The following is a 14,920-nucleotide window of genomic DNA, read 5'->3' on the forward strand; positions in this document are numbered from 1 at the left end:
GTAATAACCTCCTCCATCATAACGGACAGAATATTCTTTCTTTTTTATATATTATACTATATTTTTAATATGAAAAAAGCAGAAACAGCGCTTAGCCGTTTCTGCTTTTTCTACTATATATTAAAAGAACTTTAATTTACCTTTTTTAAGAACTAATAAAGGTCCACCTAATAAGAACAGGTAGCGGTTATCGATTACTTTCTTCATGAAGGAAGCTTTCCAACCTGTTAACTTTTTACCCATAACAACACCCATTGCATCGTCATGACCTAAAGAACATACAGATCCTTTATTATCGAATGCGAATTTTTTCATTTCGCCCTTGCCACGAACTAATACAGTTAAGTTGTGTGCAATGTTGTAACCTTGTTGAATTGCAATTTGTGCTGTTGGTGGGTATGGACGGTTAATTTCTTCGTTAATAATTAACGCGGCATCACCAACCATGAATACCTCTTCGTATCCTGGAGCGTGCATGTACTCATCAACTTTTACACGTCCGCGCATTGCTTCAAAGCCAGACTCTTCTACAATACCATTACCACGAACACCTGCAGCCCAAACTACTGTTTCAGACTTAATTAATTCCGTATCATCGCCATTTGCAACGATAATTCCTTCTTCAGTTGCTTCTTTAATTGCTGTACCGATGCGGAATTCTACGCCTTTTTTCTCAAGTTGTTTTACAGCGTATTCTACTAATGCTGGATCGAAACCTGGAAGTGCTGTTGGAGCCGCTTCTACACAAATGATACGTGCTTTTTCACGTGGTACATTGTACTGTTTGCAAAGTTCAGGAACACGGTTTGCAAGCTCACCTACGTACTCGATACCAGTAAATCCAGCACCACCAACAACGATTGTTACTAACTCATCGCGCTTCTCATCTGCATATTTAGCGAAACTAGCTTCCATATGCTCACGAATTTCACGAGTTGCATTAATGTTAGCGATTGAGAATGCATGCTCTTTTAATCCTGTAATTCCGAATGTTTCTGATTCGAAACCAAGACCGATTACTAAGTAGTCATACTCTAACTCGCCGTCTTTTAAGATAATACGTTTTTCAGCAGCTTTAATTTCTACTACTGTGTCTTGTACAAAGTTCACTTTATTTGTATCAATAACGTCTTGAATATCTAGACAGATTTTTTCATCTTGTAATGTACCAGCTGCGCTCTCGTGTAACCAAGTCGCTTGGTAGTGATAGCTGTTGTTGTTTACTAACGTAATTTCAGCTTCATTTACAGATAATGCTTTTTGCAGACGAACAGTCGTAATCATCCCGCCATAACCTGCACCTAAAACTACGATTTTTGGAGTCTTCACCAAATCACAACCCTTTTCTTTATATAATAGTAATGAGAAATAATACCAAGTACTAAAAACTCTATTTGTCAAGAATGTGGAATTTATCACATTCTATATCATAACAAAACGCAGTCAAAAAATCGTACGAATTTTGTCATAGAAATTTAACATAATACTTCCCTATATTAGTCGGTTTTATTCCAGAATTCAAGCATCTGGCGAATTATCAATATTTTAAAATAACATAGCGTTTTCAAGGGTTTTTCAGCCTTTTTTTCATGTATTTTCCTTTCTGTATATTTTATACAATAAAAAAGAACCTATGCGAAAACTTACACACAATTCAGTCGTTTTCAGAAGTATTATGAACTCAAATATGCTATCATTTATTTGAAAGTGTCATCATTTGCAGGATTTTCGTGTACATATGAACAATATATGAAATCAATATCAAAATTCCATCTATAGGGGGAATGAAAGTGGCAGAAAATCAAAAAGTTTACGACATAACAATTATTGGTGGTGGTCCAACGGGACTGTTCACAGCATTTTATGGCGGTATGAGACAAGCAAGTGTAAAAATCATTGAAAGCTTACCTCAACTTGGAGGACAATTATCCGCACTCTACCCTGAAAAATACATTTATGATGTGGCTGGATTTCCAAAAGTGCGTGCACAAGAATTAGTCGATAACTTAAAAGAGCAAATGAAGAAATTTGATCCAACCGTTTGCTTAGAAGAAGCGGTTGATACGCTTGAAAAACAAGCTGATGGTATATTTAAACTTGTTACGAATAAACAAACTCACTATTCTAAATCAGTCATCATTACTGCCGGCAATGGTGCTTTCCAACCACGCCGCTTAGAATTAGAAGGTACAGCAAAATACGAAAAGAAAAACTTACATTATTTCGTTGATGATATGAATAAATTTGCTGGCAAGCGCGTCGTAGTATTTGGCGGTGGCGACTCCGCAGTAGACTGGACGATGATGTTAGAACCGATTGCTGAAAAAGTTACAATCGTTCATCGCCGTGATAAATTCCGTGCACATGAACATAGCGTCGAAAACTTAATGAATTCTCGTGCAGAAGTAAGTACACCGTATGTTCCAGTTGAACTCATTGGTGATGACAAAATTGAACAAGTCGTTCTTCAGCACGTAAAAACTGAAGAAAAAGTTATCATCGATGTTGATGATGTAATTGTAAACTACGGCTTCGTTTCTTCTCTTGGTCCAATTAAAAACTGGGGCTTAGATATACAAAAAAATAGCATCCTTGTGAATTCAAAAATGGAAACGAATATTCCTGGCATTTACGCTGCTGGTGACATTTGTACATATGAAGGAAAAGTAAAACTTATCGCTTGTGGATTTGGCGAAGCACCGACAGCAGTAAACAATGCAAAAGCTTACTTCGATCCAAATGCAAAACTTCAACCGATGCATAGCTCAAGTATGTTTTAATATAGCAATGAAAAGAACTCCTTTTACGCGAAGGAGTTTTTTATTATTGCGCTACCGTATCCTTCCAAAATATGTTACAATAAAACAGAACAAACGTTCTATTTAATAAGGGGGATATTTTAAAGATGAAAGAACCCATTATCGTAAAAAAAGAAGCTTTCCAAGCAATCGGCGTTTCGGTTACGACGACTAATGAAAAAGAAGCATCTACTGAAGGAAAAATTCCCGAGCTCTGGAACCGATACTTTCAAGAACAAATGATGCATCACATCCCAAATCAACAAACGAAAGAAACACTCGCTTTCTACTCCAACTACGAATCAGATGAAACTGGTACATATACATTTACAATCGGTATGCCCGTTTCTTCACTAAAAGAAGTTCCTGAAAATATGACAACTTTAACAATACCCGCCGCTACGTATGCGGTATTTACAACGAGAAAGGGACCAGTTGCTGAAGTCGTTTGCGAAGCTTGGGAATATATTTGGAAATGGTCGAAAGAAAATAAACGTGCTTTTACAACAGACTTTGAGCTTTATGATGAAAAAGCAACAGATCCAACCAACGTACAATTGGATATTTATATTGCATTAGCCTGAACGACAAAAAAGAAGATACCATTTGGTATCTTCTTTTTTGTCGTTAAATAGCCACTGTGCAAATTCATTATTATTGTCTACAATGAGAAAGTGCAGTATAGAAATATTAGAAACTGTATAAAGTGAAACTATAATCAGCGAGGGACATCTCTCATTGAGTATTAGCCCTCACCAATCGGGCGTTTACTGTTTTTTTAGTTTAAATTTGTCACATAGAAAGGAAGCAATATGGAGGAACTACAACAAAATAAAACTGCTTTAGAAGGAAGCGGAAAACCGTTATTAAAAAATACGAATTTCCTTTTTCTTTGGGCAGCTACTCTTTTTTCAAGCTTTGCTTTAGCCTTTTTTACTTTTTCACAAACGTGGTACATAGCAAAAACATTAAACCTTGAAGCTTCACTCGGTGTTGTTTTCGTAGCTCTTAGTGTTCCAAGGCTTATTTTTATGATTATCGGCGGCGCTGTAGCTGATAAATTCCCGAAAAAAAACATTATGTTTTACTCCAATATTATTCGAGCGATTCTTGTTGCAACCATTCTCACATGGTTTATCGTTGGTGATGTAACACTATATACATTTGCTTTATTCGCTTTATTCTTTGGACTTGCCGATGCTTTCTTCTGGTCAGCAGATGGATCTATCTTACCGGAATTGGTAGAAAAAAGCCGGTTAACACAAGCGAATTCACTTACACAAATGACGAACCAAGCATCGGTCATCTTAGGCCCTGTACTTGGCGGAATTCTTATCAAATTCACAAACTACGAGACAATATTTTCTATTACAATTTTATTACTGATTGTCGCGGCCATACTCGTTCAAAAAATACAATTTACGATGCCAGAACTAAAAGATACGGATAAAGGTATGTTCACTTCCATTAAAGAAGGAATCTTATATGTAAAGGAATCACCATTCCTTTCAACTTTCCTTATTTGTAGCGCCTTTTTAAACTTATTTTTGATCGGCCCGATGCAAGTTGGTTTCCCGCTTTTTGTTAAAAACGTGCTGCATGGTGATTCACTCCAGTTTAGTTACTTAGAAGCATCTGTAGGCGGCGGAATGGCAATCGGTGCTGTCATTGTCGGTTTAAGAAATATTAATCGTAGGCGCGGTCTTTTTTGTATTATCATGATGCTATTGTCTGGTGTATTCTTCTTAGCCATCAACTTTAGCACCGTACTTTGGCAAGCACTATTAGCCGGCATGTTTTATGGTATTACAATTGCAATGGCTATCGTTCCGCTTATGGCGATGATTCAATCGACAGTAAAAGAGGAAATGATGGGACGCGTAATGAGCTTACTTATGCTATCATCAATGGGCTTTATCCCGCTCTCTTATGCATTCACATCAATCGCACTTGCACTGGGAATTCCAATCGTAACCGTTATGAAAAGCGGTGCAATTGCTGTTATCGTCTTCGTACTATTTGTAGCGATTCGTGTTCCAGTTGTAAGAAAGTTCGACTAGCTACTTGGAGTCATGTATTATACGCATGGCTCCTTTTTAAATGGATCAAATAACGCTATCCCCTTACTTCTTCTCAGCGCTGCTCCCCATTCTAATCCAACCTCTAAAAATAAATCTTGCACTGTACTATATAAAAGTGCCTTCACATTTTTACGGATTTCCTCGTATTTATAAGCTCTCACGACACTCTTCACTCGCCAAATGAAATTTCCATACACTTCTTCATCAGCTAATATTTGCTCTAGTAAAACACCTTGCTCTAGCAATCCGCTCTTTTTATATGCAAGTTCTACCTTACTCCAAAATATATTAATCTTCTTCGGATTACTCGTCATCGGCAGAAGTGCGTATATAAAAGGCTTCGGTATATCATGACGGCAATACGTCTCATCAAGCTCGTACGTTATTTTTCTTTTCTCTTTTATTTGTGGAATGTTTTTAGAAAGAATTGTTTCCCTCTCGTTTTTTTGCTCCTTTCCGCTACAGCCAGCTGCATAATCCTCACTTTTACAAGCGGACATTTTCATACGGTCATCCATGCGGTCAATTGCAGATATAAGAAAAATATATAAATTCGCACTATACCCGCCGCGCTTATGTCTTTCTTTTGTTGCAACACGCTTTATAATTCCTAGTCCCTCTAACTTTGCAATTGAACGGCGTACTGTACGAATACTCTTTCCAACATTCTTCGCAATCGTCTCCATTAACGGACAGGCGACTCCTACTGTTTTTTGTTTCTCATTCACCGCATACTTTCCTAAAAAATGAATAATGATAGAATCAGTTTTATTCAATTGAAATCGGTAGCACTTCAAAACTTGTTTTTGATATGTATTAAACTCTTCTTTACTTCGAAATTCACTATATGGTTTCATTAAATTATATAAGCTTCCCATTTATATCACCTCATTTATAAGTAAGAGGCAGGAAGAGAATTTGGCGTGGAATTTAATATTTTTTTAATGGAGATGAAAATATGATCGTAATTAGCGCTTGTTTAGGTGGTATCGCTTGTCGATATGACGGAAATGACAATCTCGTTTCAAAAATAGAGGAGCTTCTGCAAAAAGAAGATACCGTCCTCATTTGTCCTGAAGTATTAGGGGGACTACCAACGCCTCGTCCTTCCGCTGAAATTATTGGCGGGAATGGCGACGACGTTTTGGACGGAAAAGCGAAAGTGATGACAAAAGATGGTGAAGATGTCACAGAAGCTTTCGTAAATGGCGCTTATAAAGCATTAGAACAAATTAAAAATTTACAACCAGAATATATTATTTTAAAGGAACGTAGTCCATCTTGTGGTAGTTCTACGATTTATACTGGAGAATTTAACGGTAATAAGCAAACTGGTTACGGGGTAACTACTGCTTTATTTAAAAGATACGGATTTAAAGTCATTTCAGAAGAAGAATTTGAAAGCAAAAAAAGGAATTGACCCTGTTCGTCAATTCCTTTTCTATCTGTCTTATTTCACGCCTAATTTTTCTTTCACTTTCGCTGGAAGCTCGTCTTTCTTCACTTCTTCCCAAGCTGTTACACCTTTTTTATCTGAGTTGTATACGCGTAGGAATGCTTCTTTACGAAGGTTTTTTTGTGCTGTGAATTCTAATTCTTTCTCTTTACCGTCTTTATCAAAGCCAGTCAGCTTATATTCATAATCTTTAAATTTCTGCCCATCACTAGCTTTACTATCAAATTCTTTTCCATCTACTGTAATTTGAACATAATACTCATCTTTACCCATACGGTTTAAATCACAACCAACTAACAGACTTGCAAATACAACTAAAATACTAAATAGTGCAATGTATCTTTTCATTTCCTTCACCTCATATGTTTTTCTTATATTCTTATCTTAAAGCGCAGAGCTTAAAGAAGAAATTCAAAAACATGACATGAACATTACACTTTTGTAAGATAATAATTATTTCTTCACTTTAGAAATCGTCATTCCATCACCAATTGGAACGAGTACAGATTCTAAATGCAAGTCGTTTTCTATTATTTCATTAAACTTCTTCATAACTTCTGTATAACGTTTTTGTTTCGCACACTCATCACCTACACTACCGCCAATAACGTCTTTCACGCCAATTTCGCCACTTATCACGTAATTTCCTTATACCGTTTATTACGCCTTCTATTATGCCCTCAATTATAATCTCTATTACAAGATATCTCACTATACTAATAATAGGTTTAATTACGTATCTCCCTATGAATTCAAGAATATCCTCCATCATATTTTCCTCCTTCTTTCAAAAGGAAGCTGCTACTACGCGTCCTCTTACGTTCAGTTACAACCGCTGTCCTACTGCGATATATACCAACAAGAATAATACGACAACAACATCCACAATAACGCTATTGAATTTGGAAGAAACTTCGGTAAATACTGATACTATAGTTAACATGGCTAATAAAAACACTTTCCATCTATATTCGGGTATGCTCCCAAAAACTTTATAAAATCAACGAAAACTTTACTACAACTCTTCCCGTAACTAATTTATTATCGTGGTAAACCGTCTTCCACTACATCCGTAACAGTTCCATTCGGTTCAAAGATTACACGTAATGATCCTTCTCCACCATAACCAGTATAGTCATATACTGAATAAGATTTATATTTCTCAATCACATGTGGCTGTCCAATTGCAGCTTTTACCTGATTCGCAGGCATACCTTTTTTGATTTTCAAATAGTGATTGTAACTTACTGCTGCCGAATTGTTATTTACATCTTTATACCACGGTACACGATCGTTTTTTTCTTCATATTCCTTTACAGGCTCTTCAATACGTTTCGTAGATACCCGATTCTCTTTACCTTTCTCTGTATCTTTCTCTGTATCTTTCTCTGTATCCTTTATAGCAGTACGTTCAATATTCACAACGTAACCATATGTATTTAATTCAACCATAATTTCATATGTACCATCCGTATCTTTTTCAGTATAAAATACGCGTTTTTCATTGTTATTATAATGTTTTATGTTCTCACCACCGTAGTCAATCGTATTAAGAATATCCGTATACATCATACCTTCCTCAATCTTTTTAGATTCATCATGAGAAATGTAACGCTTCTGTGATGATGGAGCGTCCTCATTTTTAATACTTTCACGTTTACTCGTAGTCATAGGTGTTTTCTTCTGTTCTTTTAGTACGTCACCTTCCGCCTTCGCTGGTTGCTTTACTCCTACTTTTGTTAATACGTCTGTATCGCTAGAACAAGCTCCCAAAATCGATACTGTAGTCAACGCCATCCCTACTATAAGTACTCTCTTAAATGACTTCACTCTAATCCCCCCGGTATTTTTTAATATTTAGTAATCAACGTATTTTAATTAATACGGAACTATTCAGTTCTATACAATTTGCTATAGCCTTCTCCCTCATGCACCTTTTTTATATAAAGTGAAACTTTAATCAGCCCTCACCAATCATCTTCGTTACAAATATTAACATTAAATATAACTAATAAATAGTATATTTCTGCTATTCATTTACATTTCTGTTGCATAATCTTGTCTTAAACGAACAATATGAAAGTCGAATTCACAATAATTATCATATATTCTATATATAATAACATTCAAATTAAATTCTAAAGTAACTTTACATGCATTTTCTGTTTTAACGCCAAAATAAAAGACCTTCCTAACGATTTTATTCTATCGCTAAAAAGGTCTTTCCTATTTTGGCTAAAAACTTAGCACTCTTCTGGCTTACCAGCATTCGTCGCTGTACGGAAAGATGATCCAAATCTGCATGATGCGATTGTGTATAGATAATCAATCTTGAATTATGCGTTCAATTTAAAGCAGTTTAAAAAATAATAATTCCTTATTCAATTAACATATGCATTAGTTTAACAACCTAATGCTGCTGTACCAACTGATAGTTTAGTTTTCAATATGTGAAAAGGGATTTCTAAATGATGAATTGAATATATATTTATTGTTTACTCGTTTTTGAGAGGTTCCTTTATGGGAGATAAGCTTTACTATATTCCTGTACTTCGCACAGTTCTATAATAACTAATAGTGATGCTGTGACGTGATTTTCTATTAGTGAGATAAAGTATTTTTCAATTCATTTATTATAAATTGCAACTCTCGTCCTCAAGAATTATTTCTTTTGGGTGAAAGTTTTTTTATGATATAAGTTTCATTCTGTCATAATTTAAAGGTTTCGAGAGGAGAAATAATATGAATCCTATTTTATTAGATGTTCCGTTACAAATAGAAACAGACAGACTCATTCTTCGAGCACCACTTCAAGCAGGTGAAGGGAATGTAGTACAACAAGCTATTAAAGATTCAATTCGTGAATTAAAGCCATGGTTGTCTTTATTCCAGTCCATTCCTACTGTTGAAGAAACGGAAATTCTCCTGAGAAATGCGCATATAGATTTTTTGAAAAGAGAAAGCTTTCGCTATCTTATCTACCATAAGGAGACGAATGATTTTGTTGGAACGGCTAGCCTTCATCGAATTAATTGGAAGGTTTCTAAATGCGAAATTGGATATTGGATTAACACGCAATTTAGTGGCAGTGGATATATGACAGAAACAGTAAGTGTGTTAACAAACCTTGGATTTCAGTTATTCAAATTTAGAAGGATTGAAATCCAATGTGAATCTAATAACACGAAAAGTCGTGCGATTCCTGAAAAACTAGGCTTTGAACTTGAAGGGATATTGCGTAATGAAGATTTTTCAGCTGGCGGTAAACAACTAGCTGATACATGCATCTATGCAAAGATAAAGTGAAACTTTAATTAGCCCGTACCAATCAGGATTTTACGGCAAAAGAAAAGACCTCCTTAACGATTTTATTTCATCGCTAAAAAGGTCTTTCTCTATTTCTGCTAAAAACTTAGCACTCTTCCGGCTTACCAGCATTCGTCGCTGTACGGAAAGATGATCCACATCCACATGATGCGATTGCGTTTGGATTGTCGATTGTGAATCCGCCGCCAAGCATCGATTGTTTATAATCAATTTTTACTCCTTTAACAATTGGAGCACTTTCTGTATCGATAACAAATTCAACACCGAAAAACTCAAGAACTGTGTCGTCTTCTTTTGGTTCTACTTCAAATCCTAAGCCGTAAGAAAGGCCAGTACATCCGCCGCCGTGTACAGCAAGGCGCACGTACTTCTCTCCATCTTCAGCATCTTTTAACATATCTTTAATTTGAAAAGCTGCTTGTTCTGTTACTTCAATCATGAAATACACCATCCTTTCTGTTCTCATTCTATTATACATCTTTACGCTTCTATCTTGTACTCATACACTCCGCGGCAAATTACTTCCGCAGGCCCTTTCATCAACACGTTTCCTTCTTCAGTCCACGCAATCATTAAATCGCCGCCAGCTAAATGGACTGTAATTTCCTTACCACGTTCCATCTTTCCATTTAAAATAGCAGCGACAACTGCAGCGCACGCTCCTGTTCCGCAAGCTTGCGTTACACCAGATCCACGTTCCCAAACGCGGAAATTCATCTCTGCATCATTCAAAATCTCGATGAATTCAACATTTACTCGCTCTGGGAACATTTCATGTGTCTCCAGGACTGGACCAAGTGTTGTAAGAGGTGCTTGCTCTACATCATCAACAAAAATAACCGCATGCGGATTCCCCATTGAAACAGCTGTAAATGCATAGCGATGATTATTGTATAAGAAGTTTTCACGAATAAATGGTGTTTCACCTTCACCAAGCATCGGTATTTCTGCACGTGTTAAACGCGGTGCTCCCATATCGATTTTCGCTAATGTAACTTTCCCTTCTTCTACCGTTACTTCCGCTGTTACAATACCAGCTAACGTTTCAATTGTGAAAACTGTTTCTTCTACTAGTTTATGCTCATACGCATATTTCGCTACGCATCGTAAACCGTTACCACAACTCTTTCCTTCTGAACCATCATTATTAAACATGCGCATTTTCACCGGAGCTACGTCAGATGGACAAATTAAAATCATCCCATCTGCTCCAATACCAGTATTAATATTTGAAACCTTTTCCGCCACAAGAACTAAATCTTCTTCAGGAATTTGTTCTTCAAACATATTTACATATATATAACTATTGCCAAGACCATGCATTTTTGTAAAAGAAAATTGGCTCATTTATATTCACTCCAAAAATAATTTGTTATTTTAAGTATAGAATGCATGCTTTTAGAACACAATATGAATGTCCCCCGTTTCTCATATTTGACAACGTTTGGCGATGAGCCACTCTTACACACATTGTGTAAGAAAAAAGCCCTTCTAAAAAGGGCCTTTTTTTATTTATCTATAGTATTAAACTACCCTACGAAATAACATTTTATCTAATGAAAAAGGTGCTGCTGATTGCAACACCTTAAAACATTGGATTTTCATCCAAATAATCATATACATTATTTACCAGTTCTTCTACTGTAGCACCTTGTACAACTTCACCATTTACAAGTGCAAACGGTCCTTCAAAACAAATGCCACAATATCCTAAACAACCATACTCCATTACATCTAAATTCGGATCTTTTTCTAATTTCTCTAAAGCTGCTTGTGAACCACTTGCAAGGTTACCTACACAAAATTCAATTAATGGTTTAATCAAAATTCTCCCCCCTGTACTACAAAACAAATTACCTTCTGACTTCATCTATAAGAAGAAAACTAAGCTGTCTCTTGTTGTTTTCGTTATACATCCTAAACTATTTAGTTACTTCACTATTTCACTTCAAAGTAGATGGTTTTATTTTATATAACATGCTACTTGCAATAAAATAGTAACTAAAAAGGCAAAACAATTTACTTTACTTTTCTTCTTATTGTACAACAGAGTATTCATTCATGCATTGTTATTTGTTCACAAATTCGATATAATTTGATTGAGTAAAGTCAAAATATTTTATTAATATAAAATTTTATGATTAGGGGATATTTCAACAGAAAAGGGGTAATCCATCATGAAACACCTCGTAATACTAGGTGGCGGCTACGGTGGAATGAGAATTCTACAAAGGCTACTTCCAAGCAACCAACTTCCAGATGATGTACAAGTGACATTAATCGACAAAGTACCATATCATTGCTTCAAAACTGAATATTATGCATTAGTTGCGGGTACTATTTCAGAAACACATATTCGTATACCGTTTCCCGAGCACCCACGACTCAATATTCAATACGGCACAATAACAAATATTGATCTCGAAGAAAAAGCCGTTCATCTCGATGGCGGCGAAGCGATCCAATATGATGATTTAATTATCGGTCTTGGCTGTGAGGATAAATATCATAACGTTCCTGGGGCGAAAGAATATACACATAGCCTACAATCGATTGAACAAACACGTAAGACATATGAACAATTAAATAGTCTAGAACCAAATGCAACAGTAGCTGTCGTTGGCGCTGGCTTAAGTGGTGTGGAAGTTGCCAGTGAACTTCGCGAAAGTCGTTCTGATTTAAAAATCTATTTATTTGATCGAAAAGATAGAATTTTATTCCCGTATCCAGAGAAATTAAGTAGATACGTAGAAGAATGGTTCGTAAAACATAAAGTTACTATTATAAGAAACTCTAACATTACAAAAGTGGAACCAAATATTGTGTATAACCACGATGAACCACTTGAATGTGATGCAATCGTCTGGACAGCTGGTATTCAAGCAAATGAAGTTGTTCGAAACCTTCCAGTTGAACAAGATGGTAGCGGACGGGTTGTCTTAACTAAATATCATAATATTCCAAATAACGAGCACGTGTATGTTGTAGGAGATTGCGCAGCACTTCCACACGCTCCATCTGCCCAACTTGCTGAAGGTCAAGGAGAGCAAATTGTCCAAATATTATTAAAACGTTGGAACAATGAACCACTTCCTGACGAACTACCTGTAATCAAATTAAAAGGTGTTCTCGGCTCTCTTGGTAAGAAGCATGGCTTCGGTTTACTTGCAAACCAACCATTAATGGGACGTGTACCAAGATTATTAAAATCCGGTCTACTTTGGATGTACAAATATCATAAGGGTTAATATCTTACAGGCTGTCTACTATGTAGACAGCCTCTTTGCATCAGTTTTTAAAAATTATCAGACACATCTTTCTCAATATGTATAATGATTTATTTTTCATTTTTATATTAAAAACTATTGATAAACAGTGTATGCTATTTGTAAGTTGTCTTATTATTTCCTTTAAGACCGAATTCATTCGGTCTTATTTTTTATGTGATAAATACTTTTGTAGGAGGCATTACATTCAACTTATGAACTTATCGAAACTAAACAATCGAATAGAAGCGAAAAAGAAAGAGTTAATCTATCTCGTTGAACGATACGGATTAACTCATAATAAAGTGATTTCTTTCAGCCAAGAATTAGATCGTTTACTTAACTTATTAATAAAACTCAAGATGAAGAAAAAACGTTGCTCTTTATAACCCTTATCCTCCCTTTTTTGATACGATATAAATAGAATCAGAAAGGAGCGATTTATGTTTATATTAAAAGACGTTATATATAAAGATATCCTACACATTCCTTATTTACAGATTCAAAATGAAAAAATCACTTGCATTATCGGTGAAAGTGGAAGTGGAAAAAGCACATTGCTTCGCATGTTAAACGATTTACAATCTCCAACATCCGGTACAATTGAATATAACGGAAAGTTAATTTCTGATTATCCGCCTATTCAATTACGTCGTGACGTAGTTATGCTTGGGCAAACTCCACCTATTTTTGATGGAACCGTTAAAGAAAACCTATTAACGGGACTTCGTCTTTCTGAAAAACCATTTCCAAATGATGATGCCCTGCGGAGTGCATTACAAACCGTTAGCTTAGACAAGCAATTAGAAGATAGCGCCTCCTCATTATCCGGCGGTGAAAAACAAAGACTTGCCTTTGCTCGTATTGTACTTATGGATCCGCCTGTCTATTTATTAGATGAACCCACTTCAGCACTAGACAATGATACAGAACGCCGCGTTATGAAACAATTTACTGAACTAGCACGAAAAAAGAAAAAAACAGTTATCTTCATCACACACTCGCAACAACTTCCAAAAGAAATTGCAGACGACATTATTGAAATTAGTAAAACAAACGGTGCAACTAGAAAGGAAGTGCTCTCTATTGAAGGGCGTTATTGAACTCCAAATTTGGCAACTGGCGGCTGCCTATATTTTTATCCTTATCTTAATTGGACTTGTAAAATTAAAAGGAATACCTCGTGAAAAACAAATCGCGCTCGCAACATTCCGTATGACGATTCAGCTCGTACTTGTTGCATATGTCCTTACATACGTATTTGAAAACAGTAATCCATTTTATACAATTGCTCTCATTACTTCTATTACTACCTTTGCAATTTTTAATATTTATAAACGAGTTAATATCCCAATGTCTAAAGAATTAAAACGAGTAGCCGCCCTTTCCATGGTCGCTGGATCAATTGGGCCACTTCTACTATTTATCTTTGTTATTATCGGTCATGACCCTTGGTATGCTCCGCAATATATCGTCCCTATTACGGGAATGTTAGTCGGTAATGCCATGACTGGTGTTTCTCTCGGCGCAAATACGTTCTTAAACAATATGAAATCGCAAAGAGGTCAAATTGAAGGTGCACTTATGCTCGGCGCAACACCGAAAGAAGCAGCTGCTCCGCTCATTCGAGACGCTTTTGATTCTGCTATTTTACCAACAATTAATTCTATGGTCGGAATGGGAATTATAAGCTTACCAGGCATGATGACTGGTCAAATATTATCCGGTGTATCACCATTCACAGCCATTCAATATCAAATCGCTATCATACTCGGTATTTCAGGAAGTACCGCTTTCGCTGTCATTATCTTTTTACAGCTTGGATATAAAACGTTCTTTAATAAGCGATGTCAGTTGAAAGAGGTTGACTATGATGCGAAGTGAATCGTAACTTTCGCTCAGTAAATGATGCCCTGTTCTCGGTGAGTGAAATTATATCAACGATTTTTTCAATATATCTATCATAACTTGCAATATATCAACGATTTTTCA

General features: G+C 35.9%; 17 protein-coding genes and 1 pseudogene. 9 read left to right on the forward strand and 9 right to left on the reverse strand.

The window, feature by feature from the left end:
* Positions 1–120: 120 nt before the first annotated feature.
* On the reverse strand, positions 121–1,329 hold the full coding sequence (locus tag AC0ONG_RS23480; RefSeq protein ID WP_000856602.1) for an NAD(P)/FAD-dependent oxidoreductase: 1,209 nt from the start codon (positions 1,327–1,329) through the stop codon (positions 121–123).
* A 461-nt stretch (positions 1,330–1,790) separates the two neighbouring features.
* On the opposite strand from AC0ONG_RS23480, the gene AC0ONG_RS23485 reads away from it, so the two are divergent.
* The 3 genes from AC0ONG_RS23485 to AC0ONG_RS23495 all read left to right on the forward strand — a co-directional run bounded on the left by AC0ONG_RS23485 (position 1,791) and on the right by AC0ONG_RS23495 (position 4,858).
* The gene (locus tag AC0ONG_RS23485) at positions 1,791–2,780 is read left to right on the forward strand and encodes an NAD(P)/FAD-dependent oxidoreductase (protein ID WP_000829785.1); all 990 of its coding nucleotides are present in this window, start codon (positions 1,791–1,793) and stop codon (positions 2,778–2,780) included.
* 125 nt (positions 2,781–2,905) lie between these two features.
* A complete protein-coding gene (locus AC0ONG_RS23490; protein WP_000662574.1) occupies positions 2,906–3,382 on the forward strand; it encodes a GyrI-like domain-containing protein in 477 nt (158 codons plus the stop codon).
* Between the two features lie 228 nt (positions 3,383–3,610).
* On the forward strand, positions 3,611–4,858 hold the full coding sequence (locus AC0ONG_RS23495; protein ID WP_000391930.1) for an MFS transporter: 1,248 nt from the start codon (positions 3,611–3,613) through the stop codon (positions 4,856–4,858).
* Between the two features lie 17 nt (positions 4,859–4,875).
* Here AC0ONG_RS23495 and AC0ONG_RS23500 read toward each other — a convergent pair whose 3' ends face one another.
* Positions 4,876–5,757, reverse strand: a complete 882-nt coding sequence (locus AC0ONG_RS23500) for a helix-turn-helix domain-containing protein (RefSeq protein ID WP_136996463.1) — start codon at positions 5,755–5,757, stop codon at positions 4,876–4,878.
* Positions 5,758–5,837: 80 nt separating this feature from the next.
* On the opposite strand from AC0ONG_RS23500, the gene AC0ONG_RS23505 reads away from it, so the two are divergent.
* Entirely contained in the window at positions 5,838–6,299 is a 462-nt protein-coding gene (locus tag AC0ONG_RS23505) for a 2-thiouracil desulfurase family protein (RefSeq protein WP_000635493.1), read from the forward strand.
* A gap of 30 nt (positions 6,300–6,329) precedes the next feature.
* On the opposite strand, the gene AC0ONG_RS23510 is transcribed toward AC0ONG_RS23505, so the two are convergent.
* The 4 genes and pseudogenes from AC0ONG_RS23510 to AC0ONG_RS23525 all read right to left on the reverse strand — a co-directional run.
* Entirely contained in the window at positions 6,330–6,683 is a 354-nt protein-coding gene (locus AC0ONG_RS23510; protein WP_000833144.1) for a YxeA family protein, read from the reverse strand.
* A 105-nt stretch (positions 6,684–6,788) separates the two neighbouring features.
* Positions 6,789–6,974, reverse strand: a complete 186-nt coding sequence (locus tag AC0ONG_RS23515; RefSeq protein ID WP_002083726.1) for an O-methyltransferase — start codon at positions 6,972–6,974, stop codon at positions 6,789–6,791.
* Positions 6,975–7,376: 402 nt separating this feature from the next.
* Positions 7,377–8,165 (reverse strand): hypothetical protein, encoded by a 789-nt coding sequence (locus tag AC0ONG_RS23520; RefSeq protein ID WP_000834610.1) that lies wholly within the window; start codon positions 8,163–8,165, stop codon positions 7,377–7,379.
* Positions 8,166–8,578: 413 nt separating this feature from the next.
* Positions 8,579–8,656: pseudogene (locus AC0ONG_RS23525) on the reverse strand (hypothetical protein); the annotation flags it as partial.
* A gap of 421 nt (positions 8,657–9,077) precedes the next feature.
* Here AC0ONG_RS23525 and AC0ONG_RS23530 point away from each other — a divergent pair.
* Positions 9,078–9,641 (forward strand): GNAT family N-acetyltransferase, encoded by a 564-nt coding sequence (locus AC0ONG_RS23530; RefSeq protein ID WP_042596363.1) that lies wholly within the window; start codon positions 9,078–9,080, stop codon positions 9,639–9,641.
* A 106-nt stretch (positions 9,642–9,747) separates the two neighbouring features.
* Here AC0ONG_RS23530 and AC0ONG_RS23535 read toward each other — a convergent pair whose 3' ends face one another.
* The 3 genes from AC0ONG_RS23535 to AC0ONG_RS23545 form a co-directional block, all read right to left on the reverse strand.
* The gene (locus AC0ONG_RS23535) at positions 9,748–10,101 is read right to left on the reverse strand and encodes a HesB/IscA family protein (protein WP_000573830.1); all 354 of its coding nucleotides are present in this window, start codon (positions 10,099–10,101) and stop codon (positions 9,748–9,750) included.
* 41 nt (positions 10,102–10,142) lie between these two features.
* Positions 10,143–11,009 carry a diaminopimelate epimerase gene (dapF, locus tag AC0ONG_RS23540; RefSeq protein ID WP_000077409.1) on the reverse strand — a complete coding sequence of 289 codons (867 nt, stop codon included), beginning with the start codon at positions 11,007–11,009 and terminating at the stop codon, positions 10,143–10,145.
* A 238-nt stretch (positions 11,010–11,247) separates the two neighbouring features.
* Positions 11,248–11,487 carry a YuzB family protein gene (locus AC0ONG_RS23545; protein WP_000595025.1) on the reverse strand — a complete coding sequence of 80 codons (240 nt, stop codon included), beginning with the start codon at positions 11,485–11,487 and terminating at the stop codon, positions 11,248–11,250.
* Positions 11,488–11,839: 352 nt separating this feature from the next.
* Between AC0ONG_RS23545 and AC0ONG_RS23550 the strand changes: the two genes are divergently transcribed.
* The 4 genes from AC0ONG_RS23550 (at position 11,840) to AC0ONG_RS23565 (ending at position 14,812) form a co-directional block, all read left to right on the forward strand.
* Positions 11,840–12,910: an NAD(P)/FAD-dependent oxidoreductase gene (locus AC0ONG_RS23550; protein ID WP_000682067.1), complete on the forward strand. Its 1,071-nt coding sequence runs from the start codon at positions 11,840–11,842 to the stop codon at positions 12,908–12,910.
* 233 nt (positions 12,911–13,143) lie between these two features.
* Entirely contained in the window at positions 13,144–13,317 is a 174-nt protein-coding gene (locus AC0ONG_RS23555) for an aspartyl-phosphate phosphatase Spo0E family protein (RefSeq protein WP_001054092.1), read from the forward strand.
* 54 nt (positions 13,318–13,371) lie between these two features.
* The gene (locus AC0ONG_RS23560) at positions 13,372–14,031 is read left to right on the forward strand and encodes an ABC transporter ATP-binding protein (RefSeq protein WP_000470267.1); all 660 of its coding nucleotides are present in this window, start codon (positions 13,372–13,374) and stop codon (positions 14,029–14,031) included.
* Entirely contained in the window at positions 14,015–14,812 is a 798-nt protein-coding gene (locus AC0ONG_RS23565; protein ID WP_000679259.1) for an ABC transporter permease, read from the forward strand. The genes AC0ONG_RS23560 and AC0ONG_RS23565 overlap by 17 nt, the downstream gene beginning before the upstream one ends.
* The last annotated feature ends 108 nt before the right edge of the window (positions 14,813–14,920 follow it).

The sequence above is a fragment of the Bacillus sp. TCT6 genome (genome assembly GCF_056033845.1).